Raw genomic sequence first — 26409 nt, 5'->3', positions numbered from 1 at the left:
GGTCGCCACGGCGGCCGTCCCAAGAATTGAAGCCGAAGCCACGGAGACCACCATGCTGTTCGCCATTCACGCCGTCGACCGCGCCGGCGCGCTGCCGACCCGGCTCGCCAATTACGATGCCCACAAGGCTTTCCTGAGCGACCCGTCGCGCTTCGGCGTGAAGATCGTGATGTCGGGGCCGCTGGTCTCCGACGATGGTCAAACGATGATCGGCAGCCTGTTCCTGATCGAGGCGCCAGGCCGCAGCGAGGTCGAGGCTTTCAATCGCGCAGATCCCTTTGCCGCCGCGGGCATCTGGGACAAGGTCACCATCACTGGCTTCCTCCGCCGGCAGGGCTGAGGCCCCCGCCCCCAAAAGTGCGAAAACAACCCCATGCACAGTAGCAAGCCATTGTTTTCGCAAGCGAAATTCTTGCGAGATTTCGATATTTAAACACCGATGGTCGCGGCGCCGTCGTCGAGATGACAGGCCACCCACTGCTCGGCCCCGGCTGCGCGAAGCACCGGCTCTTCGACCCGGCAGCGATCGAACACGAGCGGGCAGCGGGTGTGGAAGCGGCAGCCCTTCGGCGGGTTGATCGGGCTCGGAACGTCGCCCTTGAGGATGATGGGATTGCGCTGGGCGCCGGGTTCGGGCAGCGGCACTGCCGACAGAAGCGCCTTGGTGTAGGGGTGCCTTGGCGCGGCAAAGATCTCGCGGCGCGGCGCCACCTCCACGATCTTGCCGAGATACATCACCGCGACGCGGTGGGTCATGTGCTCGACGATAGCGAGGTCGTGGCTGATGAACAGCAGCGCGAGGCCAAATTCGTTCTGGAGATCCTGCAGCAAATTGACGATCTGCGCCTTGACCGAGACGTCGAGCGCCGAGACCGCCTCGTCGCACACGATCAGTTCGGGTTCGGCCGCGAGCGCGCGGGCAATGCCGATGCGCTGGCGCTGGCCACCGGAGAACTCGTGCGGCCTGCGGTTCAGAGCCTCGCGCGGCAGGCGCACGGTGTCCATCAGGGAGGTGACGCGCACCTCGAGGTCCTCCGCCGATTTGGCGAGGCCGAAATTGCGGATCGGCTCGGCCAGGATGTCGCGCACGCGCATGCGCGGATTGAGGCTGGAGAACGGATCCTGGAACACCACCTGCACGCGGCGTCGCATCTGGCGCATCGTGCTGGGATGGGCATCGTCGATACGCTGGCCGTCGAGGATGACCTGCCCTGCGGTGATGTCGAACAGCCGCAAAATGGCGCGGCCGACCGTGGATTTGCCGCAGCCGGATTCACCGACCAGCGATAGCGTCTCGCCGCGCGCGATCTCGAACGACACGCCGTCCACTGCATAGACGAATTCGGTCTTTCGGCCGAAGAAGCCCTTGTTGACCGGAAAGTGCTTCTTGAGGTCGTTGACCTGGAGCAACGGAGGGCTCATGCCGCGACGGCTCCCTTGGCCGAATAGTGGCAGGCGGCGACGTGACGAGGGCCCTTCTCTTCGAGCCCCGGCGCATATTGGCGGCACAGATCGGTCGCAAGCGCACAGCGGCCGGCAAAGACACAGCCTGTGATCGGCTTGCGCAGATCGGGCACCTGCCCGGGAATTTCCGCGAGCCGTCTTGCCGTGCCCGTGAGCGACGAGCCGAGCCGCGGCACCGCACCTAGCAGGCCCTGCGTGTAGGGATGCCGCGGCGCGCGAAACAGCTCGGCGACCGGCGCCTCCTCGACCTTGCGGCCCGCATACATCACCATGACGCGCTCGGCGATCTCGGCGACGACGCCGAGGTCGTGGGTGATCAGGATGATGGCGGCGCCGACCCGGCTCTTGAGGTCCAGCATCAGCTTCAGGATCTGCGCCTGGATCGTCACGTCGAGCGCGGTGGTCGGCTCGTCGGCAATGAGAAGCTTGGGATTGCAGGCGAGCGCAATGGCGATCATCACGCGCTGGCGCATGCCGCCGGAGAGCTGGTGCGGATATTCGCGCACCCGGCGCCCCGGTTCGGGAATACCGACCAGCGTCAACATTTCGACCGCGTGCGCCTCCGCTGCCGTCTTGTCCAGGCCCTGATGGATCATCAGCGTTTCGCGGATCTGCCGGCCGACGGTGAGCACCGGATTGAGGCTCGTCATCGGCTCCTGGAAGATCATCGAGATGTCGTTGCCGCGGATCGCGCGCATCTCGCGATCGGAGAGTTGCAGCAGGTCTCGCCCTGCAAAGCGGATCGCGCCTGCGATCCTGCCCGGCGGCTCTGGGATCAGCCGCATCAGCGACATCGAGGTTACGGACTTGCCGCAGCCGGATTCGCCGACGATGGCCAGCGTCTCGCCCTCGTTGACATGAAACGACACCCCGTCGACCGCGCGGTTGATGCCGCTCGGGGTGCGGAAATGAGTCTGTAGATTCTCGACTTCGAGCAATGCCATCGCGATCAGCCCCGTGCCATCAGAGGCTCTTGGCCATGCGCGGATCGAGCGCATCGCGAAGGCCGTCGCCGAGCAGATTCACCGCGAGCACGGTGACGGACAGGAAGGCCGCCGGAAAGAACACGATGTAGGGCTTGACCTGCCACAGCGCGCGGCCCTCGGCCATGATGTTCCCCCACGACGGAATGGTCGGCGGCGTGCCGGCGCCGATGAAGGACAGGATCGCCTCGGTGATCATGGCGCTGGCGCAAATATAGGTCGCCTGCACCAGCATCGGCGCCACCGTGTTGGGCAGGATGTGGCGGAGGATGATCATCGGCGTGCGCGTGCCGCAGGCGACCGCGGCATCCACATAAGGCTGCTCGCGCAACGACAGCACGACGCTGCGCACGAGGCGCGAGACGCGCGGGATCTCCGCAACGGTGATCGCCAGGATGACGTTACCGACGCTGCCGCGCGTCAGCGCCATCAGCGCGATCGCGAGCAGGATCGGCGGGATCGACATCAAGCCGTCCATGAAGCGCATCAGGATGCCGTCGGCCCAGCGGATGAAGCCGGAGACCATGCCGATCGCAAGGCCGGCCACGGATGCGAAGATCGCGACCGACAGGCCGACCGTGAGGGAAACCCGCGCACCGAACAGCACGCGTGAATAGATGTCGCGTCCGAGCACGTCGGAGCCAAACCAGTAGTCCGCCGAAGGCGCGCGCGTGCGTTTGGCAGGCGCGAGCGCCGTCGGATCGACCGTTCCGAGATAGGGTGCGAAGATCGCAATCAGGACCAGCGTCAGCAGCAGGGCGCCGCCGATTGCGACCGTCGGATGACCGCGCAGGAAGCCGATGAGACCGCGCCGGATCTTGACCGGCCGAAGGATCTCCGGCAGTTGCGGCGCGAGGACGAATCCGGCCGGAAGCGCCTGCGGATTGACGGTGGTGTCGGTCAATAGCGGATCCTCGGGTCAACGAGCGTATAGATGACGTCGATCATCAGATTGACGAGGACGTAGACGAAGCTGAACAGCAGCACGATGCCCTGGATGACGGGATAGTCGCGGCGCAGGATCGCATCGATCGTGAGCCGGCCGAGGCCGGGAATCGCAAACACGCTTTCGGTGACGACCGCACCGCCGATCAGCAGCGCGATACCGATCCCGATCACGGTGACGATCGGCACCGCCGCGTTCTTCAACGCGTGAACGAACAGGATGCCGCCCTGCCCGAGGCCCTTGGCCCGCGCGGTGCGGATATAATCCTGCTGCAGCACTTCGAGCATGGTGGCGCGGGTGATGCGCGCGATCAGCGCGATATAGACGCAGCCGAGCGCGACCGCCGGAAGAATCAAATTCTCCAGCCAGGGCCAGAAGCCCTGGGCCAGCGGCGTGTAGCCCTGCACCGGAAGCCATTCCAACTCGAGTGCAAAGATGTAGGCGAGCATGTAGCCGACCACGAAGACGGGCAGCGAGAAGCCGAACACGGCAAAGCCCATGATGACGCGGTCGATCAGGCTGCCGGCCTTCCAGGCCGCTACCACGCCGAGCGGCACCGCGATCACGATCGTGAGCAGCAGCGTGACGGTCATCAGCGACAGCGTGGGCCCGAGTCGCTGTCCGATCATCGCCGAGACCGGCAGATTGGTGAAGATCGAGGTGCCGAGATCGCCGTGCAGGATGCGCCAGACCCAGCCTCCGAACTGGATCAGGAACGGACGATCGAGACCCAGGCTCTGACGGATGCGCTCCACATCCTCCGGGCTCGCCTGATCGCCCGCGATCACCACGGCGGGATCCCCCGGCGCGATGTAGAGCAGGCTGAACACGAACAGCGCGACGATCGCCATGACCGGCAATGTCGAGACGATGCGACGGAGGATGTAGGAGAGCATCTGGCTTCAGTGCGCGATCATGCGGATTTCGAAACGCCCCAGAAGAACGGCAGCGGCCCCTTGGTGATGCCGGAGACGTTCTTGCGCCAAGCCGTGTAGCTCAGGAAGAAGCCGGTCGGCGCGTAGACGACGTCATCGAGCGCCGCCTTGTTGAGGCGGCCGATGGCGGCCTTCTCCTCGTCGAGGTTCTTGGCCTCGAACCAGGACGTGACTTCCTTCTCGGTACCTGCGCTGGTCGGCCAGCCGAACCAGGCCTTGTCGCCATTGGCGCGTATGGCGGTGTAGGGCGCGGGGTTGGTGCAGTCCGCGCCCGCGTGCCAGGTGTGGAACATGTTCCAGCCGCCCTGGCCCGGAGGGGTCTTCAGTGCGCGGCGGGAGCCGACCGTGCCCCAGTCGGTCGCGACGAAATCGACATTCATGCCGAGCCGCTTCAGCAGGTCCGCGGTGACGTCGCCTTGCGCCTTGGTGATGGGCTGATCCTGCGCGACGAGGCACGTCACCGGCTGGCCGGAATAGCCGCTCTCGGCGAGCAGCTTCTTGGCCGCGTCGAGATCGCGCTTGCCCTTCAGGATTTCGCCGCCCATCTCGCTATAGAGCGGCGTGTCCGGCGTGAAGAAGCCGGGCAGCGGCTTCCACAGCGAGGTGTCGTCGCCGACGATCGCGCGCATGTAGTCTTCCTGGCTGAGCGCCATCAGCACCGCGCGCCGTGCCCGCACGTCGTTGAAGGGCGGATACAGGAAATTCATGCGGAACGAGCCGATATTGCCGAGGGGATCGCCGATATCCACGCTGATGTTCTTGTTCTTCTTCAGCACCGGAACGAGGTCGGCGATCGGATTTTCCCACCAGTCGATCTCGCCGTTCTGCAGCGCCGCGGCCGCGGTGGCTGCATCCGGCATCACGATCCATTCGATACGATCAACCAACATCTGCTTGCCGCCGGCGAGCCATGACGCCTTCTCCTGCCGCGGCGAATAGTCGGCAAATTTCTCGAACACGGCCTTCGCGCCCGGAACCCACTCCGCCTTGGTAAACTTCATCGGGCCGGAGCCGACATAGTCGCCGATCTGCTTGAACGGATCCGTTTGCGCGATGCGCTCGGGCATGATGAAGGCGCACGGCGAGTTGTTCTTGCCGAGTGCATAGAGCATTTTCGGGAAGGGCTGCTTCAAAACCCATTTGAAGGTACGGTCGTCGACGGCGGTGAGTTCCTGCTGGAGCGCCTTGATCATCAGGCCCATCGGATCGCGCACCGCCCAGCGCGTCAGGCTCGCGACGACGTCCTTGCTCAGCACCGGCTCGCCATCATGGAACTTGAGGCCCGGCCGCAGCTTGAAGGTCCAGGTCGTGCCGTCGTCGCTAACCTGCTCGGACTCGACCATCTGCCGTTGCGGCACCAGCGAGGAATCGATGCCGTAGAGCGTGTCCCAGACCAGCGCGGCGGCATTGCGCACGACATATTGCGTGCCCCAGATCGGATCGAAATTGGCGAGGTTGGCCTGCGGCACGAAGCGCAGGGTGCGGGCTGATGCGCCTTGCGCGATGGCCGGGGCCGAGATGCCTGTCAATGCCAGACCGCCCGCGCCGGCCAGTCCCTTCAATACGGTCCTGCGATCCATGAAATCCTCCCAGTAGTGCCGTGATGCCGGCCGTATTTGGCCGAGAGCAGGTGAAACCTGAGCCCATTAGCGTGCAAATGGTATGCCACTAGCCGGGCCTTCGCCAGCGGCATCTCGTCGGCAGATCGACCGGCTGGGGCTTCAAAGCGCAACCGCCAGCGCCGGCCGGGTGTCGATATGGGGGATCGCCTCGACCAGCTTGCGCGTGTAGTCGGTCTTCGGATTGTCGAACAGCGCCCGGCTCTCGCCCTGCTCGACGATTGCGCCGTTGCGCAGCACGATGGTGCGGTCGCAGAGCATGCGCACCACGTTGAGATCGTGGCTGACGAACAGCAGCGCGATGTCGTTCTCGCGCCTGAGCCGGTCAAGCAGTTGCAGCACCACCGCCTGCACCGAGACATCGAGCGCTGCGGTCGGCTCGTCCAGCACCAGGAGCCGCGGCCGGCAGGCGATGGCGCGCGCGATGCCGACGCGGGCTTTCTGGCCGCCGGAGAGCTGGTGCGGAAACCGCGGCAGGAGATCGCGCGGCAGTCCCACGCGCTCGGCGCATTCCTCGACCCGCGTGCGCAGCGCGTCGCCAGCCCGCATGCCGTCGAGACGCGTCAGGGGATGAGCGATGCAGTCGAACGCGGTGAACCGCGGGTTGAGGCTCTCATTCGGATCCTGGAAGACCATCTGGATGTCTTTGCGCAAGGGCGAGCGATGGAAATCACGCGACGCCACATGGCCGATCGACTGCCCGTCGAACACGATGTCGCCTTCGCTCGGATCGATCAGGCGGCAGATCATCCGCGACGTCGTGCTCTTGCCCGAGCCGGACTCGCCGACGAGGCCGACGCTCTCGCCGCCGGCCATCGTCATCGAGAAATCCGCGACCGCCGCGGAGCCCTCGTCGAAGCGCTTGGCGAGCTCGCGCACCTCGAGCAGCGGCGGCGTTCCGTACGCGGGCTCCTGCCTCGGCTTGCCGAGCATGGCCGCGTAGCCTTCCCGCTCCTCTTCCGTCACGAGGTCTTCAATCCGCGACGTCGCGGTCGGCGATGCCGCCACGAGGCGCCTGGTGTAGGCGTGCTGCGGCGTGGAGAAGAGCGTCCTGGGATCTGATTCCTCGACGATGCGGCCGCGCTCCATCACGGCGATGCGGCGGCAATAGCGTGCGGCAAGCCCGAGATCATGCGTGATCAGGATCGTGGCCATGCCGCGCGCGGCGGCAATGTCTGCCAGAAGATCCATCACAACCTTCTGCGTGGTGACGTCGAGGCCGGTGGTGGGCTCGTCCGCGATCAGCAGCGCCGGATTGCAGGAGATCGCGATCGCGATCATGACGCGCTGGCACATGCCGCCGGAGAGCTCGTGCGGATAGGCATTCATCCGCGCCTCGGGCTCGCGGATTTGAACGGCGCGCAGCAGGTCCAGCGCTTCGGCCCGCGCGGCGTCTTTCGAGATACGCTTGTGGGTGAGGATGGCGTCCGCGATCTGCAAGCCGATCGCCCGGATCGGATTGAGCGCGGCCCGCGGGTTCTGAAAGATCATCGACATCGCGGCGCCCTGGAGCTGACGGAGGTCGTCTCCCCCAAGCTTCGTCACGTCCTGTCCGCGAAACAGGATCCTGCCGCCGGTCACGCGTCCGGCGGGGTCCAATAGCCGTGTGGTCGCAAAGCCGGTCACCGACTTGCCCGAGCCGCTCTCGCCGACGAGGCCAAGCATCTCGCCCTTCCCGACCGTCAGCGTCACGCCGCGGACGGCCTCGACCATGCCGCGTCGCGTCGAGAACGCGACGTGAAGGTCGTCGATGCTGAGCAGGGCCTCGCTCATGTGCGCATGCGGGGGTCGAGAATGTCCCGCATCCCGTCCCCGAGCAGATTGAAGCACAGCACGGCCATCATCAGCGCCAGGCCGGGAAAGGCGACCAGCCACCACCGCCCCGTCGAGATGAAGCGCGCGCCTTCCGCGACCATGATGCCCCATTCCGGCGTCGGCGGCTTGACGCCCAGGCCGATGAAGGACAGGCCCGCCGCGTTGAGGATGGCCCAGCCGAGGTTGAGCGAAATCTGCACCGCCATCGCCGGCAGGATATTCGGCAGCAGGAAGCGCAGCACCACCGAGAAATGGCTCTCGCCGCAGGCGCGCGCCGCCTCCACCCAGCCGACATTGCGGCGGACGTTGACCTCGGCCCGCGCGAAGCGGATGTAGAAGGGAAGATTGATGATCGCGGTCGCGATCACGATGTTCTCGATCCGGTTGCCGAGCGCTGCGACCATCGCCATCGCCAGCACGAACAGCGGAAAGGCCATCATCACGTCGACGAAGCGGCCGACGGCACGATCGAGCCGGCCACCGGCATAGCCGCAGAACGAGCCGACCACTGCACCGATCGCGAAGGAGATGCCGACTGCCGAGACCGCAATGGCAAGATCGAGACCCGCGGCGACGATGAGACGGCTGAACACGTCGCGCCCGAGCTGATCCGTGCCGGCAATATGCGCCGCGCTCGGCGGCAGCAGGGCCTCCGAGACATTGGAAGCCACGGGATCGTAAGGCACGATCCACGGTCCGGCGATCGCAACCAGCACGAACAGGAGCACGCCGGTCGCGGCAATTGCGGTGAGCGGGTTGCCGCGCAGGATCCAGACCGAATGGCGGAAGGTTGCGCTGGTCATCCGATCGACACCCTGGGATCGGCGATACCGTAGCAGATGTCCACCAGCAGATTGACCAGCACGAACAGGCTGGCCATCAGCAGCACGAAGCCCTGCACGGGCGCATAGTCGGAGGACAGCAGCGCATCGAGCGCATAGGAGGCAACGCCGGGCCAGGAGAACACCTTCTCCACCAGCACGTTGGCGCCCAGCATGGTCGAAAACACGATGCCGGCGATGGTGATGACGGGGAGGATCGCATTGCGCAGGGCGTAGGTCACGACCACCTTGCGCCAGGACAATCCGACCGAGCGCGCGGTGCGCACGAAGTCGCTGCCGAGCGAGACCAGCATCGAGGCCCGTGTGATCCGCGCCAGCGGCGCGATCACGAACAGCGCCATGCTCACCGCCGGCAGGATCAATTGCTTGCAGGCCGTCCACCACCCCTCGATATCGCTGGCGAGCAGGAAGTCGATCGAGAGAAATCCCGTATGCTGCGGCGGCAGCGAGGTGAAGACGTCGATCCGCCCGGTCGGATCAGGCGCAAGCCCGAGCAGATAGTAGAAGACATAGATCAGCAGCAGGCCCGACACGAAGGTCGGCACGCAGACGCCGAGCGCGCAGAACAGCCGCACGCCGTGATCGACCGCAGATCCCGGCCGGAGCGCCGCGAGCACGCCGAGCGGTACCGCGAAAATCAATGCGATCAGGAGCGCGGTGAAGGTGAGCTCCAGCGAGGCCGGCAGCCGCTCGCGCAGATCCTTCAACACCGGCTGCCCGGTCATCATGGAGCGGCCGAGATTGCCGCGGCCGATATCGGAGAGATAGAACACGAGCTGCTCCGGCACCGATTTGTCGAGCCCCATTTGCTTGCGGATCTGCTCGATCTCCTCCTTGCCGGCATTGGGCCCCGAGGCGAAGAACACCGCGGGGTCCCCGGGCAGCACACGCATCAGCAAGAAGGTGAAGACCAGCACGCCGAACAGCGCCGGCAGCGACGACAACAGCCGCCGGCCCGCCCGCACCATCGTTGCACCGAGACCGGTCACCACCTTGCGGAGCTCCTTTCGGCCGACGCTATCACTTGCGGCTGACGTCGCGATAGTCGACCTGGCGATGGAACTCGTAGGTGTAACCCTCGATCGACGACGCCATCACCGCATCCTGGTTCGGCTGCCACAGCATGATTTGCGGCATCAGGTCGGCATGCATCGCGTTGAGCTTGCGGCCGTCCTCTTCGTATTTGGCCTTGTCCGGCTCGAACCGGGCTTCCTGCGCGATCGCGGCAAGGTCCGGGTTGTTGATCGACGAGTAGTTCCAGCGCTGATTGCCGGTGTAGAAGTTGCGGTAGAAATAATCGGTCGACGGCAGCCAGGCGACGATTCCCTCGGTGAAGAAGGGCAGCTTCTTCTCGTTGATCTGCGTCGACATCTGCGCATCCGGCAGCTTCTGGATGTCGACCTTGACGCCGATCTTGCCGAGCGATTCCTTAACCAACGCGGCCATTGGTTCGGCGGTCGAGGCCTGGCCGACATTGAAGCTGAAGGTGGTCGAGAAGCCCTCGGGGAGCCCGGCGGCCTTGAGATATTCCTTGGCCTTGTCGAGATCGAGCTTCACCGGCTGCTGGAACGGATAGATGCCGTTCAGCGGCTTGCCGTCCGGCCAGCTCGCGCCGAACAGCGGCGCGCCGCGGCCGAACAGCGCGGCCTTGAACATGTCGTCATAGGGCAGCGCCGCGGCGATGGCGCGGCGGACATTGACGTTGTCGAAAGGCGGGATCTGGTTGTTCATCGAGACGAAGGTGATCGAATTGTATTGCGGCGTCGAGATCACCTTGAGCTTGCCCTTGGCCTCGAGCGACTGAACGTCGCTGGCCTGGAGATCGACCACGAGATCGGCATCGCCGCGTTCGACCAGATTGGCGCGGGTCGCCGGCTCCGGCACCGATTGGATGATCACGCGCTTGAAGAAGGCCGGCTTGTCGGGCGAGCCGCGATTCCAGGCCTCGTTGCGCTTGATGATCACCTGCTCGCCCGGCTTGAAGCTCTCGATCACATAGGCGCCGCTGCCTGCGGTGTTCTCCTTCAGCCAGGCGGTGGCCCAGGGATCGTCCGCGGTGGCATGCTGCTTCGCCAGCTTCGAATTGATGATCAAGGGATAGACGGTGGCGAGATTCGGCAGCGCGAGCTTGTCGGGCTTGGGCAACGTCACCTCGATCGTGAGAGGATCGATCACCTTGAACTGATCCGCAGAGGTCAGGGAGCCCGTGAGCAGCTGCGCCTTGCCGAGGATCGGTGCGGTGACGCAGCGATCGAGCGACCATTTGACGTCCTCGGCCGTGACGGGCGAGCCGTCCTGGAATTTTGCGTCCTTGCGCAGGCGGAAGGTGAGCTTCAACCCGTCGGGACTGACATCGTAGGATTCGGCGAGTTCGCCGGTGATCTTGTCGAGATCGAACACCCATTTGCCATTGAGCTGCTTGCGGCCGAACGCCACCAGCCGGTCATAGGTGCTCATGCTCAGCGCGAAGGACTCGCGCGTCGAGCCGGGGATGTTTGGATCGAGCGTGTTGACGGATGCGCCGGTGACATAGCGCAGCGTTTCCGCCCTGGTCTGGGCCTGCGAAGGCGCGGTGGCGACGAGCAACAGCGCAGTGGTGGCGAGAACTGAGGTCGCGGACCTGAAAGACACAAAACGCATTCGTTTTCCCTTGAATTTTAGAGCAGGAATGCCGGCAAGATGGTCAAGAAAGAAGCAAGTTGCGCGCCAGTCTCATGGGAGACTGCCGTGGACACTTCGCCACGGCGGCGAATGGATCATCATCGCGAGTCCTCCATTTTTCGCGCTGGCCGCGCAACCACGGCCTGCGGCACGTCGTACGCGCTGAGCGAGGCCCAGTGCCGTTCCACATCCGCGCGAAACAGGCCGCGCGTCAGGCCGTTCACCAGTTTCGGCACTGCGGTCGTCATCGCATTGATGGACGATCCCGAAGCGCCGAAGCTCATCGTCGACGCAATGGCGAAGAGATGGATGTCGGAGATCCAGGGCGTCTTTCCGGGCACGCGCTCGGTGAAGGCGTAATCATCAGCGAGATAGGGGAAGCGGCCGAGCCGTTCGTTGCGCTCGTTGTCCGGCGGCCGGTAGCGGTCGGCCCAGGTCGCGATATTGCCGGCGAAACCGGAGAGCTCGTCGCGCGCGGCAAAGTTCATGTCGATGCCGGTGCCGCAGATGACGAAGTCCGCCGCGATGGCGCCGCGCGGCGTCTGCAATTCAATGCCTTTTCCGGTCGCCCGCGCGGCTTCGAGTGGCGCGCCTTCATGCAAGGCGAAATTGGCATGACGCGCGCATCGATCATAGGTCGGCTGCGGGAAGCCTTCCCGCATGTCGAGGATGGTGCGCATGAAGCGCCAGCGCCAGGCATCGTCGAGATCGCTCAGATGCCGCAGGAAACCGCGGAAGGTCAGCCAGCGGTAGGGTTGGATCACCTGGATCTGCGCGCGGCGGCATAACAGGTGCACCTCACTGGCGCCTGCCTCCAGCGCGGTCGCTGCATTGTCGAAAGCGGATGCGCCGGCACCGATCACGGCAACACGTTTGCCGCGGAGGCTTTCGAAGTCGATCTCGTCGGCGACAGTTGCGACCGAGCCTGCCGGCAGATCACGCAAATGCTCCGGAATCATCCACTCGCCCATGCCCTCCTGCCCGCTAGCCAGCACGATCTTGCGGGCATAGAGCGTCTCGATCGCATCGGCGCGTTTCACGCGCGCGGCAAGCAGGCCGTTCGATGCAGGCGCGATCTCCAGAAGCTCGCAGCCGTTACGCACCGGCAAGCCGATCGTCCGCCGCAGCCAAAGCAGATATTCTGCCCAATGCTCTCGGAGGATCAGGTTCAGCGTCTGCCAGTTCTCCTTGCCGAAGCGGGCTTCATGCCAGGACTGATAGGTCAGGCTCGGGATATCGAGGTCGGGCCCCGTATAATCCTTCGGGCTGCGCAGCGTGGGCATGCGGGCATAGGTCAGCCAGGGGCCCTCCTTGCCCTCCTCGGCCTTGTCGATCAGCAGGATGTTGCTGACGCGGGAGCGCATCAGGCCGAAGCCGATGGCGATGCCGGACTGGCCGGCGCCGACGATGAGCACGTCCAGTGCAGCGTTGCCATCCGGCCCGATCTTCGGTTCGAGCCAGGCGGCGTGGGGATGCGCGATCATGGCGAGATCGGCGCGAATGTCCGCTTCAAGTTTGGTCAGCGCCTCACTCATGCCGCGAGCCAGCCTCCGTCGACCACCATCACCGTGCCGGTCGTGAACGAGGAGGCATCGCTCGCCAGATGCAAAGCGGTCTGCGCGATCTCCTCGGCCACGCCGAACCGCTTCATGGCATGCCGGTTGCGGGACGCTTCGCGCACCTCGTCCGAATTCTTGTGCCGGGCAAAGCTGCGGCGAAGCATCGGCGTATCGATCGCCCCCGGCGCGATGGCGTTGACGCGAATGCCGTCGATGGCGAAATCCACTGCCATCGTCCGCGTCAGGCTGACGATGGCGCCCTTGGCGGCGATGTAGGCGCTGTTGCCCTTGCCGCCGGCAATCGCAAGCTGCGACGCCAGCGTGATGATCGAGCCGCGCTTCTGCTGCTGCATCCGCGGCACCGCGGCTCGCGCCCACAGCCAGGTGCCGCCGACATTGGCGCGGAACACGGCATCCCAATCGTCCACGCTCGTCGTCAGCACCGTGCCGCCGACGGAGAATCCGGCCGCGGTCATCAGGACGTCGAGCCGGCCGTGCATGGCCACGACAGCCGCGACGACGGACTCCGCCAGATCGGCATCACCGACGTCACCGACATGTGTCGTTGCCTCTCCCACAAGGTTCAGTGTTTCCTCGAGGCCCTCTGCATCGCGATCGACGAGCGCAAGACGCGCCCCCTCCTCCGCAAACAGCTTGGCGCTGGCGCGGCCGATACCCGAGCCCGCGCCGGTGATGATGGCCGTGCGCCCCTGTAGCCGCATCTCAAATCCCCTCCTTCTGCAGCATCCACCAGGTGCTCATCGCAGCTGCCGATTCCGCGCAGCCGAATCGTGCGCGCCAGCCGAACTCATCGGCCATCCGCGCGACCGACATCGGCGCCCGATCCCCGCCGTGGAGCTTGATGAACGTCTTCTCGCCGGACGCCGCCAGCCGGCACTCCAGACCGGGATGCAGCGCCGCAAAAGCCTCGCCCCATTGCAGCGCGGACCATGCCTCGCCGGTCGAGATGTTGTAGAGCCGATGGCGCGGCCGCTCGGCCTCGATCAGCACCGCGACCGCTTCGGCCGCGTCGACGGCATAAATCCAGTCCTTCACCCCGGCGCTTGGCATGAGCGCCAGCCCGCAGCGAGCGAACTCGGCCATGATCTGAAACTGAAGGCTCGGTGTATCGCGCACCTTGCCGGTCCGCTCCCACGGGCCGAACACCGCGCTCAGCCGCACGTTCAGGAAATCGCCGCCCCAGAGCTCGGCATGGCGCGCGACCGAGCGCTCCGAGGTGAACTTGCTGATCGCGTAGAACGAAATCGGATCGCAGGGCGTCTCCTCGTCCAGCACCGGGTAACGCTGTCCCGCAGCACCATAGGCGGAAGCCGACGAGAGATTGACGACTCGCCGAACGCCATGACGGATCGCCGCGCTCAGGATCGGCATCTGAGCCATCACGTTGACTTCGAGGATGCTTGAGGTGGCGGTGCGTTCGAGGTGTTCGCCGGCAGTTATCGCGGCGCCAAGGACGATCGCATCGCAACCCTTCTTGACGAGAAGATCGATCCTTTCGACGTCCGTGATCTCGCCCTGAACGACCGTTAGCTGTTCCCGGTAGTCGGCAAAGGACCTCTCCGCTTCCGTTGGCAGTTGCTTACGGTCATACAGCGTCACCTCATGGCCGCGCGCGAGCAGCACCTCGGCGAGATTGAGGCCGACAAAGCCCGTGCCGCCAAAGATGACGACCTTCATTGCGCGCGATCCACGATCACAACAGCTTCGCTCCAAAATTCCGTTCCGGATCCATGTCGGCGACCAGCCGGCCCGTCGGCTTTGCCGCCTCGCCGCCGCTGCGCGCCAGGAATTTTCCGCTGCCGGCATCGGCGAGGCACTTGTCGCCATCGATGACCACCCGGCCGCGCGACAGCACCTGCAACGGCCAGCCCTTCAGCTTGCGTCCCGCGAAGGGCGTGTAGCCGGTGAGGTCGTGCATCATCTCGTCCGCGATCGTGACCTCGCGATCGGGATCCCAGATCGCGATATCGGCATCGGCGCCGACCGCAATCGAGCCCTTGCGCGGGTGCAGATTGTAGATCCTGGCCGGCGCCGTGGAGGTCAGCTCGACGAACTTTTCCAGGCCGAGCCGCCCCTTCGACACCATCGCGTCGAACAGCAGCGGCAGCCGCAGCTCCAGTCCGGGCAGGCCATTCGCAACCTGCTTGAAATTCGGGTTGGGTCCGGCGCGCAACTTGCCGGTCTCGTCGTAGCGATAAGGCGCGTGATCCGACGAGATGGTCTGGAGATCGCCGAGCGACAGCGCCTGCCACAGCGCCTCCTGGTCGGCATGCGTGCGCGGCGGCGGGCTGCACATCCACTTGGCGCCTTCGGAGCCGGGCTTGTCGAGATCGTTCGCCGTGAGAAACAGATATTGCGGACAGGTCTCCGCAAACACCTTCAGCCCCTGCCCGCGGGCGTCGCGGATCACCTTGGCGCCTTCGGCGGTCGAGACGTGGAAGATCATGATCGGCTGGTCGATCAGCGCCGCCATGCCGATCAGACGGGTGAAGGCTTCGGATTCCGAGACGCGGGCGTGGCTGACGGCATGATATTTCGGCATGGTGTAGCCGCGCGCAAGCAGGCGCTTGACCATCCAGGCGATGATGCCGTGATTTTCGGCATGGGCGCACAGCATCGCGCCGGACTGGCGCGCGGCAAGCAGGATGTCGAGCAGCGGCTCGTCGTCGACCTTGAGCCGGTCATAGGTCATGAAAATCTTGATCGAGGCGTGGCCCTGCTTCACCAGCGCCGGAATGTGCTCCTCGACCGTCTCCCTGGTCGCGTCCGCAATGATCATGTGAAAGGCGTAGTCGATCACGGCGCCCTTCCTGGCCAGCGCGTGATAATCCTCCACCACCTGCGGCAGCTTCATGCCGACATGCTGGGCGGCGAACGGGATCACCGTGGTGGTGCCGCCGAAAGCGGCAGAGACGGTCGCGCTCTCGAACGTATCGGCGTTCATGATGCCGGCGGCGGAGAGTTGCTCGATATGGGCGTGGCTGTCGACGCCGCCGGGCAGCACCAGTTTGCCGCGCGCGTCGATCTCGCGCTTGGCCGCCGGAAGCCCGCGACCGATCGCTGCGATGGTCTCGCCTGAGATGGCGACGTCGGCCTCGAACACATCGGTCGTAGTCGCAACGCGTCCGCCGCGGATGATCAGGTCGTAAACTGGTTCAGTCATGAGGCACTCCGTGATAGGCTGGCAGCACGTGATCGCAACTTCGTGGAAAGACCATCATGCCCAGGCCGCGCATTCTCGTCATTAATCCGAACTCCAACCCTGCGGTCACGCAAGGGTTGGAGGAAGCGTTGAAGCCGCTCGGCTTCGAGGGCGGCCCCGAATTGGTCTGCCGGACGCTGGCCGAGGGTCCGTTCGGCATCGAAAGCCAGGCCGATGTCGACGGCGTCGCGATGCCGCTGCGAAAGCTGGTCGAGGGCGACAACAGTTCGGCGGCTTTCGTCATCGCCTGCTACAGCGATCCCGGGCTTCAGGTCTGCCGCGAGGGCACCGACCGTCCCGTCTTTGGCATCGCAGAGTGCGGCGTTCTGACGGCCTTGGCCCGCGCCGAAACCTTCGGCGTCATCGCGATCGCGCAGCGCTCGATCCCGCGCCACATGCGCTATCTCCGGCAGATGGGGCTGACCGATCGCCTCTCCGGCGAACGCCCGCTCAACATGAGCGTCGCGGAAACCGCGTCCGGCGAAGGCACGCTGGCAAGAATGATCGAGGTGGGCCGCGCGCTGCGCGACGAAGACGGCGCCCGCTCCATCGTGATGGGCTGCGCCGGCATGGCGCGCCATCGCCGTCCGCTGGAGGACGCGCTCGGCATTCCCGTGATCGACCCGACACAGGCGGCCGTCACCATGGCGCTGGGTACAGTGCAGTTCTCGGCTCACTAGGCGTCCTTCAGCTCTTTGGCGTCCTGCCGTGCGCGCCATTGCGCATGGCTCTCGCGCGTCAGCGAAAAAACGTCCCGCTGGGTGGTGTAGAGATTGCCGAACATGCGGCCGATCGGCCGGTAGGCATCGAGATCGACATACATGTTGGCCTCATCCAGCAGGCCCTCGCGGGCGTGAACCCTGAGGACCTCGCCGACCAGGAGCTCACGATCCGGAGAGAAGTTCAGCACGATCTGGCGCCGGCATTCGAGCGCGAATGGCGCTGCGGCAAGGCGCGGCACTTTCACATCGATCGAGGGAAGCGTCGCCAGCCCGGTCGCGGCGACCTCGCTGTCGCCGGAGGGGAAATCGACCGCGCAGTCGTTCATCGCAACCGAGAGCGCCTCATCCACCATGTGCACGACGAACTCGCCGTCGCGATGGATGTTGCGGGTGGTGTCCTTCGGCGAGTGATCGGGCTTGTGCTGAAGACCGAGCACGATCAGCGCGGGGCTCTCGGAGAACACGTTGAAGAAGCTGAACGGGGCCGCATTCACCGCCCCGTTCTCGTCCAGCGTCGTCACCAGCGCGATCGGCCGCGGCACGACCACGCCGCAGAGCAGCTTGTAGCGATCGCGCGGGTCGAGCTCGCAGAGAGAGATACCCTTGTCCGCCATCGGCGTCATTTCTCAGGCGGCGGCACCGCGCCGGTTTGGCTGGTGATCAGGCCGTAATGCTCGATGCGGCGATGCCGGGCGAAATCGAAGATCGTGGTCTTGCCGAAAATGGTGGCGTCGAGGTCGCAGGCGTGAACCAGAACCTCGTCGTCTTCCGTCGTGGCTTCGGCGACGATCTCCCCATTGGGATCGACGATCAGGCTGCCGCCGAACAGCGGATGCCCGTCCTCGTTGCCGGCCTTGGCCACCGCGACGACCCAGGTCGAATTCTGATAGGCGCCGGCCTGCACGGACAGGCGGTTGTGGAACAGGCGTTTCTCGACGCCCTCCGCGCTTCGTTCCGCATTGACGGAGGGCGTGTTGTAGCCGATCAGCACCATCTCGACGCCCTGCAAGCCCATCACGCGATAGGTCTCCGGCCAGCGCCGGTCGTTGCAGATGGCCATGCCGATGATGCCGCCCAGCTCGCGCCAGACATTGAAGCCGAGATCGCCGGGTTCGAAATAGCGCTTCTCCAGGTGCTGGTGCGAGCGCCTGGTATCGTACTCCACATGGCCGGGCAGATGAACCTTGCGATATTTCCCGACGATCCTGCCGGACTTGTCGGTCAGGATCGCCGTGTTGAAGTGGTGACCGTCCGGCGTCAGCTCCGCATAGCCGAAGTTCATGGCCATCCGGTGCTGCGCCGCGCGCTCGAACAGCGGCATCGTCGCCGCGTTCGGCATCTCGCGCTCGAACCAGATGTCGGCCTCGGCGCGATCCTCCGAATACCAGCGCGGAAAGAAGGTCGTCAGCGCCAGCTCAGGATAGACGATCAGATCGGCGCCCTTGCTCTTGGCTTCGTCCATCAGCGCGATCATGCGCTTGACCACGGCCTCGCGACTGTCGGCCTTCTGGATCGGGCCCATCTGGGCGGCGGCAACATTGACGATACGCATCAGCGATTTCCCGGTGATTTCGTGGACAAGGCAAAAGGTTCAACGAATTGCCGGCGCGCGCAGCATATCGTAGCAGCGCCTAAGGTTGCCAGCCAGATGGGCTGAACGGTCTGCAAGGCGTGACCGGCGCTCATCGGTGCTCCTCGTCGGCAACATCGAGGCCGTGGTCGAGCGCATCCAGAAGCTGGTCTGCCTCGCTCTCGGATATGACGAGCGGCGGTGCCAGGAACAGCGAGGTCTGCTCGCCGCTGGTTCCGATCACCGCACCGGCCTCCAGCGCTCGCTCCGCCACGCGCGAGGCGATCGGCACTTCGGTGGTGTCGGCATGCCAGGAGCGCCAGTCCGGTCCGTGCAACTCCACCGTCCAGTGCAACCCCTGCCCCGCCACGCGCTGCACGCTATGATGTTTCTGCGCGATCGCGAGCAGACGGCGGCTGAACAGCTGTTCGAGGCGCTTCACGTGCTCGAGAATCTTCTCGTCGCCGATGACCTTCAGGTAGGCGCTGACGGCGGCCATGCTGATCGGGTGACCGCGCAAGGTGCCGTAGTTCTGCCAGCTCGTGCCCTTCAATCGCTCGACGATCTCTTTCGACACCACGACCGCCGCCACCGCAGCCGCACCGCCGCCGAGCGACTTTCCGAGCGTCACGATATCGGGGCGACTTTCGGCGCCCTGAAACGCGAACCAGCGCCCGGCGCGGCCCGCGCCGGTGACGACCTCGTCGGCGATCCAGTATGAGCCCGCCTGTCGCGCGCAGCGGGCCACTTCGTCCTGATAGGCGCCGTCGTAATAGATGCCGCCCTGCGTATAGTCGATGATCGTCGCCGCGGTATCCGACAGCAGGCGCGTGGCGTCGGTCAGATATTCGCTCGGAGGCTTGTTATTGGCCGGCCCACCGTAGATCGCGCCATCCGGCGCCGGCAGGATTCGCACCGGCGCCATCGGCGCCGGCAGCTTCGAGCCGCCCGAATGCACCGCAAGGCCGCCGTGCCATTGCGGCTGCACGGTCATGCTGCGCGACAGGCCGGTAATGCCGTGATAGGCGCGCTCGCGCGTCGCCAGCGCTGAGCGCTGCGTCAGCGCCTGGCAGAGCGACAGCGCCATGTCGTTGGCCTCGCTTCCGCTGATGCAGAAGCGGACCGCGCCGACCCAATCCTCCTCGCCGCCGAACGCCGTCGCCATCAAATCGTCGGCGGCCTGCTCGCGGCCGACCCAGGTCCAGCCCTCGTTGACGACGGGCGTATCTGCCGCGCGGCGAATCGCCTCCACCATCGCGGTATGACGGTGGCCGAGACCGCCGCCGGTGTTGCTGCCGTCAATCAGCTTGCGGCCGTCCGCGAGATGAAAATAGACGCCCTCGCCGCCGACCACGGCCATGGGCGCGCTGTCGCCCGCGTTCAGCCCGGTTCGCAACAGTTTGCTCATCGCCGGTCCCCTCACTCCGCAGCTTCAGCGCCGTAACCGCCACCGCCGCAAGTCTCGACGGTGACGAGATCGCCTTGCTGCAGCACGAGGTTGGATTTGCCGTCGATCGCGACGTTTGCGCCCTGCCTGACGAGCGAGATGCGACAGGCCTTGCCGGGTTCGCCGCCCTGCATGCCGAACGGCGGAATCACCATGCGCTCGATGCAGGTGGTCAGATGCATCGATGGAGCCAGAATGCGGTAAGCACGGACGACGCCGTCGCCGCCGCGGTGGAGGCCGGCGCCGCCGGATTGCCGGCGAATGGCCTGTTGCTCGAGGCGGATCGCGTAGTTCGCCTCGATCACCTCGACCGGCGTGTTCGAGGTGTTGGACAGATGGACCCGGGTCGCCGAGATGCCGGCCCGGTCATGACGCGCGCCTTCGCCGCCGCCGTGGACCTCGTAGAGCATTTTCCAGGAACCGTCCTGCCGCAGCTGCGCAAAGAACAGGACACCCGCGGTGGTCGCACCGCCCGCGGACAAGCGTTCGGGGATGGTGTCCTGCATCGCGCGGAAGATCGCATCGACGATGCGCATCGACGTCTCGTGGTTGCCGGCCGCGACGGAGGCTGACCAACCCGGCTCCAGGATCGAGCCCGGGCGGGTGATGATGGTGAGGGGACGGAGCGCGCCGGCATTCTGCTGCATGTCGCGCCCGCTCATGATGCGCGCGGCATAGGCGACGGCCGAGCGCGCCATGAACGGCGTCGTGTTGCAGAAATTCGAGACGCGGTCACAACTCCCCGAAAGGTCGAAGGTCGCCTCGTCACCACGAATGGTGATCTTGACGTGGATGCGCGCGGGCGCATCGTTCACGCTGCCGTCGTCGAGATGGTCCTCGCCTTCGTAGATTCCGTCCGGCAAGGCACGCAACGCCTCGCGCATCTCGATTTCGGAGAGATCGTGGAGGCGCGACTGCGCCGCGGTGAACATCGCCTTGCCGTGCTCGCGGCAGAGATCGACGATGCGCCGCTCGCCGGCCTTGGTCGCCGCGATCTGCGCGAGCAGATCGCCCTCGCAGGATTCGGCGTCCCGAACATTGGCCTTGAGCAATTGCACGATCGGCGCGTTGACGCCGGCTGCGGTCGCGATCAGCACCGGCGGAATGCGCATCGCCTCCTGGAACGTGTCGATCGCCTTGGCAAAATAGCTGCCGGGCCAGGTGCCGCCGATATCGGGCCAGTGCGCGAGGCTGACCGCGAACGCCACGATCTCGCCGTCGACGAAGACAGGGCGTACGACCTTGACGTCGTTGAGATGATTGCCGCCGAGCGCACCGACATTGTAGATCAGCACGTCGCCGTCGTTCAGGCTGTCGCGCGGCACCACCTTCAGCAGTTCGGGGACCGTGTAAGCCATCGCGCCCAGGTGAATCGGGATATCGCGGCCCTGCCCGACCAGGTCTCCCCGGCCATCCGTGATCGCCGACGACAAATCGCCGGCCTCGCGCAGCAGCGGCGAACGCGCCGAGCGCGTCATCACCAGGCTCATCTCCTCGGCCGCAGCCGAGAGCCCGTGCCGGATGACTTCGACGACGAACGGATCGAGCTTCATGCGGCCCTCCGTGTCAGGAACAGATGGCCTGAAACATCCGGCCTTGCCTGCCAGCCCGGCGGCACCACCACCGTGGACCAGGCGTCTTCGATGATGGCCGGGCCGCGGACGGTCTCGGTCAGCGAGGCGCGGTCGACGATCGCAGTCTCGATCTCATGCAGGCCGTCGAACGAGCAGGTGCGCGTACCTGATGACACCGCCCTTACCGCGGTCGCCGGCCGGCGCACGACGGTCGTGGACGGCCGGCGCGCCTGGACCCGCACGGACTCGATGACGCAGGGTTCGCTCGTCGCATAGCCGAAGAGTTCGTGATGCCGCGCCAAAAAATCCCGCTTGAGCCTGGCGATCTCGAGCGGCAGCGCGAGTGGGACCGGAATGGCGTCGTTCTGCGCCGCGTAGCGCATCAAGGCTACCAGCTCGACCTGGATCTCCGCCTTCGCAACGCCATTGGCGATCAGCGGCGCCGAGGCATCGTCAATCAGCGTGGCGATCCGCTCCGCCACGCGCGCAAGGTCGATGCCGTCGAGCCCAACGCGCAAGGTCTGCTGCTGCAGGAAGCTGAAATCGGCGGTGAGACAGCCCAGCGCCGAGAACGCGCTCGATGCGCTGGGCACCACGACCTCTGCAATCCCGTAGAGATCGGCGAGCCCCGCGGCATGCATGGGGCCGCCGCCGCCGAAGGCGAGCAACGTGCAGTCGCGCCCGTCGATGCCGCGCTCGACCGTGACGCGGCGCAGCGCGCGGGCCATCGTCGCGTTGGCGACCTTGATGATGCCGAGTGCGGTTTCGGTCAGGCTCAGCCCCAACGCCCGCGCGATCGGCTCGATGACGCGCCTGGCCGCCAGGACGTCGATCCCGATGCGGTCGCCAAGCTTCGTTTCGGGGTTGAGATAGCCGAGCATGGCGTTGGCGTCGGTGATGGTCGGCTCAAGGCCGCCGCGGCCGTAGCAGGCGGGGCCCGGCTCGGAGCCGGCACTCTCCGGCCCGACGGTCAGGCCACCCGGGCCGTTCCGCACGATCGATCCGCCGCCCGCCCCGATGGAGTGAACCGCGAGCATCGGCTGGCGCAGCGGCTTGTCGCCGAGCATGCGGCCGTCGGTCATCTCGGCCTGGCCGTCGACGATCAGGCACACGTCCGTCGTGGTGCCGCCCATGTCGAAAGTCAGCATGCGCGGCGTGCCGAGCTGGCGCGCGATGCTGACCGACGCCGAGACGCCGGCGGCCGGGCCCGACATCGCCATCACCAGCGGGCGACGCTTCACGGCGGAGATCGGAATCATGGCGCCGGCGGAATGGAACACCTGCAATCCCGGCCCGATCGGCAGCCGCTGCTCGAGCTCGCTGAGATATTCCACCGCAATCGGCATCGCGGCCGCATTGAATACGGTCGCCGAGGTCCGCTCATATTCGCGTGCCTCGGGATTGACCTCGTGCGACAGCGAGACATGGGCGACGACGTCCTTGAGCCGCTCGCCCAGCATCTTCTCATGGACGGGATTGGCATAGGCGTGAAGCAGAGCCACCGCGACGCTCTGGACGCCGGTCTGCTTCAGCCAGGCCACCAGGCGCTCGATCTCGGCTTGCTCCAGCGGCTTCAGGACCTGCCCCTCGTGATCGAGGCGCTCAGCGAGCCCGAAGCAGCGCTCGGGCGGCACCAGCGGTGGCGATTTCGGCGGAATGTCGAGACGGTAGAGATCCCTGCGGCGATAACGCGCGATCTCGAGCACATCGGCAAACCCTTCGGTCGCGACCAGCGCCACCTTCGGCAGCCGGCCCTCGACGATGGCGTTGGTCACGCGCGTGGTGCCGTGGACGAAGCGCCTGACCTCGCTCTTGCGCAGGCCCACCGCTTCGATCGCCTCCAGCATCGCCTGCACCGGCGCGTCGGGGCGCGACGGCACCTTTGCGATCCGCGCCTCCGATGAATCGCGCCGGATCGCAATGATATCGGTGAAAGTGCCGCCGATATCGGTGCCGACCTCCCAGTGATTTTCGGAGGAGCTCATGTGCGGGGGCAGCGACAGATGAGGTCCGAACCCGACGCCGGGCTGTTACCGTCCATCGCGACATCCAATGCCCAACCGAGAGTGCTCATCATGCATCCCTTGTCATGCCATTGTCCGCGAGTGTGCGACAGAGCGGTCAGGTCGGGATAGGGCCAGCTTTGTCGCGAACCATCGGGCCGGTGCCGCGGGCCGCAAATTCGGCTGCACGTTTTGGTGCAGCTCTGCCCGCGCAGAGAGCATGCAGAGGTGGACCGCCGGACGCCAGCGAAGTGCATCGCACCACGGATTTTTCGGCGCAAACCGTCACGCCCGTTGCACTGCAATCCCAGCGACTGAAATCGTCTGTCTAATTTGCAGGCGATCGAACGGCGTTGCGCCGGGTTGGGATGCCCATGAGCTATGCACGGCGGGCGGCTCAGCCTTTCTTTATTGTACGGTCAGTAAGCGAGGATATCGCCGGTCCGATCAATCGATTCCCGCCCCGGGAGGCGACGAAGAGTTGAGGGGGCAGTCACTGCATTGGGGACAATGTCCCCGCACCGTATTCCCTTTTCATCCCCTCTCGGGGAAACCGTCGCCTCTAGGATTACCATCACAACAGAGCCAATGTGCCGGTTGCGATGTTATTGCCACGGCGACCAACTTCCTTGGAGATGAGCATGGAAGGCGAGACCTTCCTCTGGCTGATAAGGCACGCGCCCGTCGACGGCGTCAAAGGGACGATCCACGCCGCCGACGCGCCGGCCGATCTCGGCGATCGCGCGCAACTGGATGCTCTGCGACGACGTCTGCCGCCGGATGCCGCCGGCTACGCCAGCCCGTCGCGACGTACGGTCGAGACAGCGCGCGCGCTGGGACTCGAACCGGAGTTGATCGGCGAATTCCGCGAGCAGGATTTCGGCGACTGGACCGGCCATCGCCATGACGAACTCGCCGCGACGGGCGGCGAGGCCTATGCGCAATTCTGGAGCGATCCCGCGGACGCACGGCCGCCGGGCGGCGAGAGCTTTGCGGATCAGGTCGCGCGTGTCCGGCTGGGTCTGGCGCGGATCGGCGCCGGATCGGCCACGCTCGTCGTGCATTCCGGCACCATCCGCGCCGCGCTCTGCATCGCGCTCGATCTGACGCCGCAGGCCGCCTTGCGCTTCGTGATCGATCCGCTGTCGCTGACACGGATCGATCGCCTTGCGAGCGGCTGGCGCGTCGTCTCCGCCAATCAGCGGATCAGCTAGGCCTGTCAGGCACATTGGCCTGCGCAAAGGTCGCCATGTCGTTGTGGAGCGCGCAGGCGAGCCGAACCAGCGGCAGCGCAATGGCCGCGCCCGATCCCTCGCCGAGCCGGAGATCGAGGCTGATCAACGGCTGCACATTCAGCGCGCGCAGCACCAGCCGGTGTCCCTGCTCCGCCGATTGATGCGACGGCAGCAGGAACGGCTGGCACGACGGGTTGAGCCGCACCGCTGCGAGTGCTGCCACCGATACGATGAAGCCGTCGACCAGCACCGGGATGCGGCGCTGCGCGGCCGCGATGATCGCACCCGAGATCGCCGCGATCTCGAGGCCGCCGACGGCGCACAGAATTTTTTCGGCCGAGGCGCCCGCAACGCCGTGGCGGGCTATCGCCGCATCGATCACCCGCGCCTTGTGCGCGCGGCCGGCCGCATCGACCCCGGTCCCGCTGCCCGCAATCTCCTCGGTGCTCACGCCAAGCAGGCTCGCCGCGATCGCAGCCGAGGCCGTCGTGTTGCCGATCCCCATCTCGCCGAAGATCAGGAGGTCAGGCTGATGGGCTGCCGCACGTGCGACCGCGCGCTGGCCCACCTCGAACGCAAACGCCAGTTCGGCGGGTGCGAGCGCGGCCTCGACGCTGAAATCGCGCGTGCCGTGGCGCGGCTTGTCGGTGACGATTCCTGCCATCTCGTCCTGCGCCAGCGTGCCGGCGTCGACCACTTCCAGGCTCGAGCCAAGCTCGCGCGCCAGCACCGAGATCGCGGCACCGCCGGAGGCAAAATTCGCCATCATCGCGATGGTCACGCCTTGCGGATACGCCGAGACGCCCTGCGCGACGATGCCATGGTCGCCGGCGAAGATGATGATCGGGACCCGTACGGCACGCGGCTGCTCGGTCGCCTGCAAGCCGGCGAGCTCGATCGCGAGCTGCTCCAGCCGGCCGAGCGCACCGGTCGGCTTTGTCAGTTGCGCCTGCCGCGCGATCGCCGCCGCGCGATGGGCCGCGGAGATCTCGGGGCAGTTCTTGGTAACCCATTCAGGGAGCATGCTGCCTCGCTTAGTGCACGCGCTTGAGAATGTAACTGTCCATGATCCAGCCATGCCGCTCGCGCGCCTCCTGGCGCGCCGCGACGATGCGCGGGCCAATTTCGGCGAGCGCGCCGGACATGACGACCTGGTCGGGCATGCCGAGATATGCGCCCCACCAGATCTGCAGGCCTTCCGGATCGAGCGCTTGAAACGCCGTGCCGCCGTCGAGCATCACCACCAATGTATCGACACCTTGCGGCCAGCCGCCTTCGCGCAGGCGCCGCCCCGTCGTGACCAGAAACGGCTCGCCGATGTCGTTGAGCGGCAGCGCATGCGCCGCGCACAGCGCCTGGATCGAGGTGATCCCGGGCACGACCTCGATGCCAGGCAAGGGATTGAGCCGCCGCGCAATGCGCAATGAGGAATCATAGAGCGAGGGATCGCCCCAGATCAGCAGCGCAACCTTGCCCTCGCCTTCGAGATGGTTTGCGATCGTCTGCGACCAGGTCGCTGCAACCGTATCGTGCCAATCGTCCACGCCCTTGCGGTAATCGGCTTCAGCAGCGTCGCGCACGGGAAGATCGAATTCGGCGATGGCTGTCTTGTCGCTGGTGAGCACGCCCGCGCAAATCGTCCGCCTGAGATCGGCGAGATCCGACTTCGCCGTTCCCTTGCGCGGGATCAAGACCAGATCGGCGGCGTTGATCGCTTGAACAGCGGCGCGCGTGAGCTGGTCGGGATCGCCGCAACCGATGCCTATCAGGGAGAGCGTGAGCATCGCGAACGCGACGGGCGGCTCTGCTGG

Annotated in this window: 23 protein-coding genes; 3 read left to right on the top strand and 20 right to left on the bottom strand. The window is 65.8% G+C overall.

All coding sequences use genetic code 11. The features are described 5' to 3' along the window. Window positions 1–52: 52 nt before the first annotated feature. Window positions 53–340 (top strand): YciI family protein, encoded by a 288-nt coding sequence (locus CIT40_RS12705; RefSeq protein ID WP_094896269.1) that lies wholly within the window; start codon window positions 53–55, stop codon window positions 338–340. 89 nt (window positions 341–429) lie between these two features. On the opposite strand, the gene CIT40_RS12700 is transcribed toward CIT40_RS12705, so the two are convergent. The 13 genes from CIT40_RS12700 to hydA form a co-directional block, all read right to left on the bottom strand. Then, the gene (locus tag CIT40_RS12700) at window positions 430–1422 is read right to left on the bottom strand and encodes an ABC transporter ATP-binding protein (RefSeq protein WP_094896268.1); all 993 of its coding nucleotides are present in this window, start codon (window positions 1420–1422) and stop codon (window positions 430–432) included. Further along, a complete protein-coding gene (locus tag CIT40_RS12695; RefSeq protein ID WP_162307469.1) occupies window positions 1419–2408 on the bottom strand; it encodes an ABC transporter ATP-binding protein in 990 nt (329 codons plus the stop codon). Before CIT40_RS12695 ends, CIT40_RS12700 begins: the two co-directional genes overlap by 4 nt. A 19-nt stretch (window positions 2409–2427) precedes the next feature. Further along, entirely contained in the window at window positions 2428–3351 is a 924-nt protein-coding gene (locus CIT40_RS12690; RefSeq protein WP_094896266.1) for an ABC transporter permease, read from the bottom strand. After that, window positions 3348–4289, bottom strand: coding sequence for an ABC transporter permease (locus CIT40_RS12685; protein WP_094896265.1), 942 nt, complete (start codon window positions 4287–4289; stop codon window positions 3348–3350). Before CIT40_RS12685 ends, CIT40_RS12690 begins: the two co-directional genes overlap by 4 nt. 17 nt (window positions 4290–4306) lie before the next feature. Beyond that, the gene (locus tag CIT40_RS12680; protein WP_094896264.1) at window positions 4307–5908 is read right to left on the bottom strand and encodes an ABC transporter substrate-binding protein; all 1602 of its coding nucleotides are present in this window, start codon (window positions 5906–5908) and stop codon (window positions 4307–4309) included. A gap of 141 nt (window positions 5909–6049) precedes the next feature. After that, window positions 6050–7720 carry a nickel ABC transporter ATP-binding protein NikE gene (gene nikE, locus CIT40_RS12675; RefSeq protein WP_094896263.1) on the bottom strand — a complete coding sequence of 557 codons (1671 nt, stop codon included), beginning with the start codon at window positions 7718–7720 and terminating at the stop codon, window positions 6050–6052. Beyond that, the gene (locus CIT40_RS12670; protein WP_094896262.1) at window positions 7717–8565 is read right to left on the bottom strand and encodes an ABC transporter permease; all 849 of its coding nucleotides are present in this window, start codon (window positions 8563–8565) and stop codon (window positions 7717–7719) included. The genes nikE and CIT40_RS12670 overlap by 4 nt, the downstream gene beginning before the upstream one ends. Further along, complete coding sequence (locus CIT40_RS12665) at window positions 8562–9596, bottom strand: ABC transporter permease (protein ID WP_094896261.1); 1035 nt, start codon at window positions 9594–9596, stop codon at window positions 8562–8564. The genes CIT40_RS12670 and CIT40_RS12665 overlap by 4 nt, the downstream gene beginning before the upstream one ends. 28 nt (window positions 9597–9624) lie before the next feature. Continuing rightward, window positions 9625–11244: an ABC transporter substrate-binding protein gene (locus CIT40_RS12660; protein ID WP_094896260.1), complete on the bottom strand. Its 1620-nt coding sequence runs from the start codon at window positions 11242–11244 to the stop codon at window positions 9625–9627. A gap of 119 nt (window positions 11245–11363) precedes the next feature. Then, the gene (locus tag CIT40_RS12655; protein ID WP_094896259.1) at window positions 11364–12800 is read right to left on the bottom strand and encodes an NAD(P)-binding domain-containing protein; all 1437 of its coding nucleotides are present in this window, start codon (window positions 12798–12800) and stop codon (window positions 11364–11366) included. After that, window positions 12797–13546: an SDR family oxidoreductase gene (locus tag CIT40_RS12650; protein ID WP_094896258.1), complete on the bottom strand. Its 750-nt coding sequence runs from the start codon at window positions 13544–13546 to the stop codon at window positions 12797–12799. Before CIT40_RS12650 ends, CIT40_RS12655 begins: the two co-directional genes overlap by 4 nt. Window position 13547: 1 nt before the next feature. Beyond that, window positions 13548–14522, bottom strand: a complete 975-nt coding sequence (locus tag CIT40_RS12645; protein WP_094896257.1) for an NAD-dependent epimerase/dehydratase family protein — start codon at window positions 14520–14522, stop codon at window positions 13548–13550. Window positions 14523–14538: 16 nt separating this feature from the next. Further along, window positions 14539–16008, bottom strand: a complete 1470-nt coding sequence (gene hydA, locus CIT40_RS12640) for a dihydropyrimidinase (RefSeq protein ID WP_094896256.1) — start codon at window positions 16006–16008, stop codon at window positions 14539–14541. Window positions 16009–16064: 56 nt separating this feature from the next. On the opposite strand from hydA, the gene CIT40_RS12635 reads away from it, so the two are divergent. Continuing rightward, entirely contained in the window at window positions 16065–16727 is a 663-nt protein-coding gene (locus CIT40_RS12635) for an aspartate/glutamate racemase family protein (RefSeq protein WP_094896255.1), read from the top strand. Here the strand turns inward: CIT40_RS12635 and CIT40_RS12630 are convergent. From CIT40_RS12630 to CIT40_RS12610, 5 genes are all read right to left on the bottom strand, one after another. Continuing rightward, the gene (locus tag CIT40_RS12630) at window positions 16724–17392 is read right to left on the bottom strand and encodes a flavin reductase family protein (RefSeq protein WP_094896254.1); all 669 of its coding nucleotides are present in this window, start codon (window positions 17390–17392) and stop codon (window positions 16724–16726) included. The two genes, CIT40_RS12635 and CIT40_RS12630, sit on opposite strands and share 4 nt — an antisense overlap. After that, complete coding sequence (locus CIT40_RS12625; RefSeq protein WP_094896253.1) at window positions 17389–18321, bottom strand: N-carbamoyl-D-amino-acid hydrolase; 933 nt, start codon at window positions 18319–18321, stop codon at window positions 17389–17391. Before CIT40_RS12625 ends, CIT40_RS12630 begins: the two co-directional genes overlap by 4 nt. A 130-nt stretch (window positions 18322–18451) precedes the next feature. Continuing rightward, on the bottom strand, window positions 18452–19747 hold the full coding sequence (locus CIT40_RS12620) for an aminotransferase class III-fold pyridoxal phosphate-dependent enzyme (protein ID WP_094896252.1): 1296 nt from the start codon (window positions 19745–19747) through the stop codon (window positions 18452–18454). 11 nt (window positions 19748–19758) lie between these two features. Continuing rightward, entirely contained in the window at window positions 19759–21339 is a 1581-nt protein-coding gene (locus tag CIT40_RS12615; protein WP_162307468.1) for a hydantoinase B/oxoprolinase family protein, read from the bottom strand. Next, entirely contained in the window at window positions 21336–23345 is a 2010-nt protein-coding gene (locus CIT40_RS12610) for a hydantoinase/oxoprolinase family protein (RefSeq protein WP_094896250.1), read from the bottom strand. The genes CIT40_RS12615 and CIT40_RS12610 overlap by 4 nt, the downstream gene beginning before the upstream one ends. Window positions 23346–24004: 659 nt before the next feature. Here CIT40_RS12610 and CIT40_RS12605 point away from each other — a divergent pair. Beyond that, window positions 24005–24577, top strand: coding sequence for a histidine phosphatase family protein (locus tag CIT40_RS12605; protein WP_162307467.1), 573 nt, complete (start codon window positions 24005–24007; stop codon window positions 24575–24577). On the opposite strand, the gene cobT is transcribed toward CIT40_RS12605, so the two are convergent. Beyond that, on the bottom strand, window positions 24570–25622 hold the full coding sequence (gene cobT, locus CIT40_RS12600) for a nicotinate-nucleotide--dimethylbenzimidazole phosphoribosyltransferase (RefSeq protein ID WP_094896248.1): 1053 nt from the start codon (window positions 25620–25622) through the stop codon (window positions 24570–24572). The two genes, CIT40_RS12605 and cobT, sit on opposite strands and share 8 nt — an antisense overlap. Before the next feature lie 10 nt (window positions 25623–25632). Continuing rightward, window positions 25633–26382 carry a precorrin-6A synthase (deacetylating) gene (gene cobF, locus CIT40_RS12595; protein ID WP_094896247.1) on the bottom strand — a complete coding sequence of 250 codons (750 nt, stop codon included), beginning with the start codon at window positions 26380–26382 and terminating at the stop codon, window positions 25633–25635. Window positions 26383–26409: the final 27 nt, after the last annotated feature.

It is taken from the genome of Bradyrhizobium amphicarpaeae, from assembly GCF_002266435.3.
In the GTDB taxonomy this organism is placed as follows: domain Bacteria; phylum Pseudomonadota; class Alphaproteobacteria; order Rhizobiales; family Xanthobacteraceae; genus Bradyrhizobium; species Bradyrhizobium amphicarpaeae.
The sequence above is the reverse complement of the archived record's forward strand: the minus strand, read 5'-3'. Positions and strand labels throughout refer to the sequence as shown.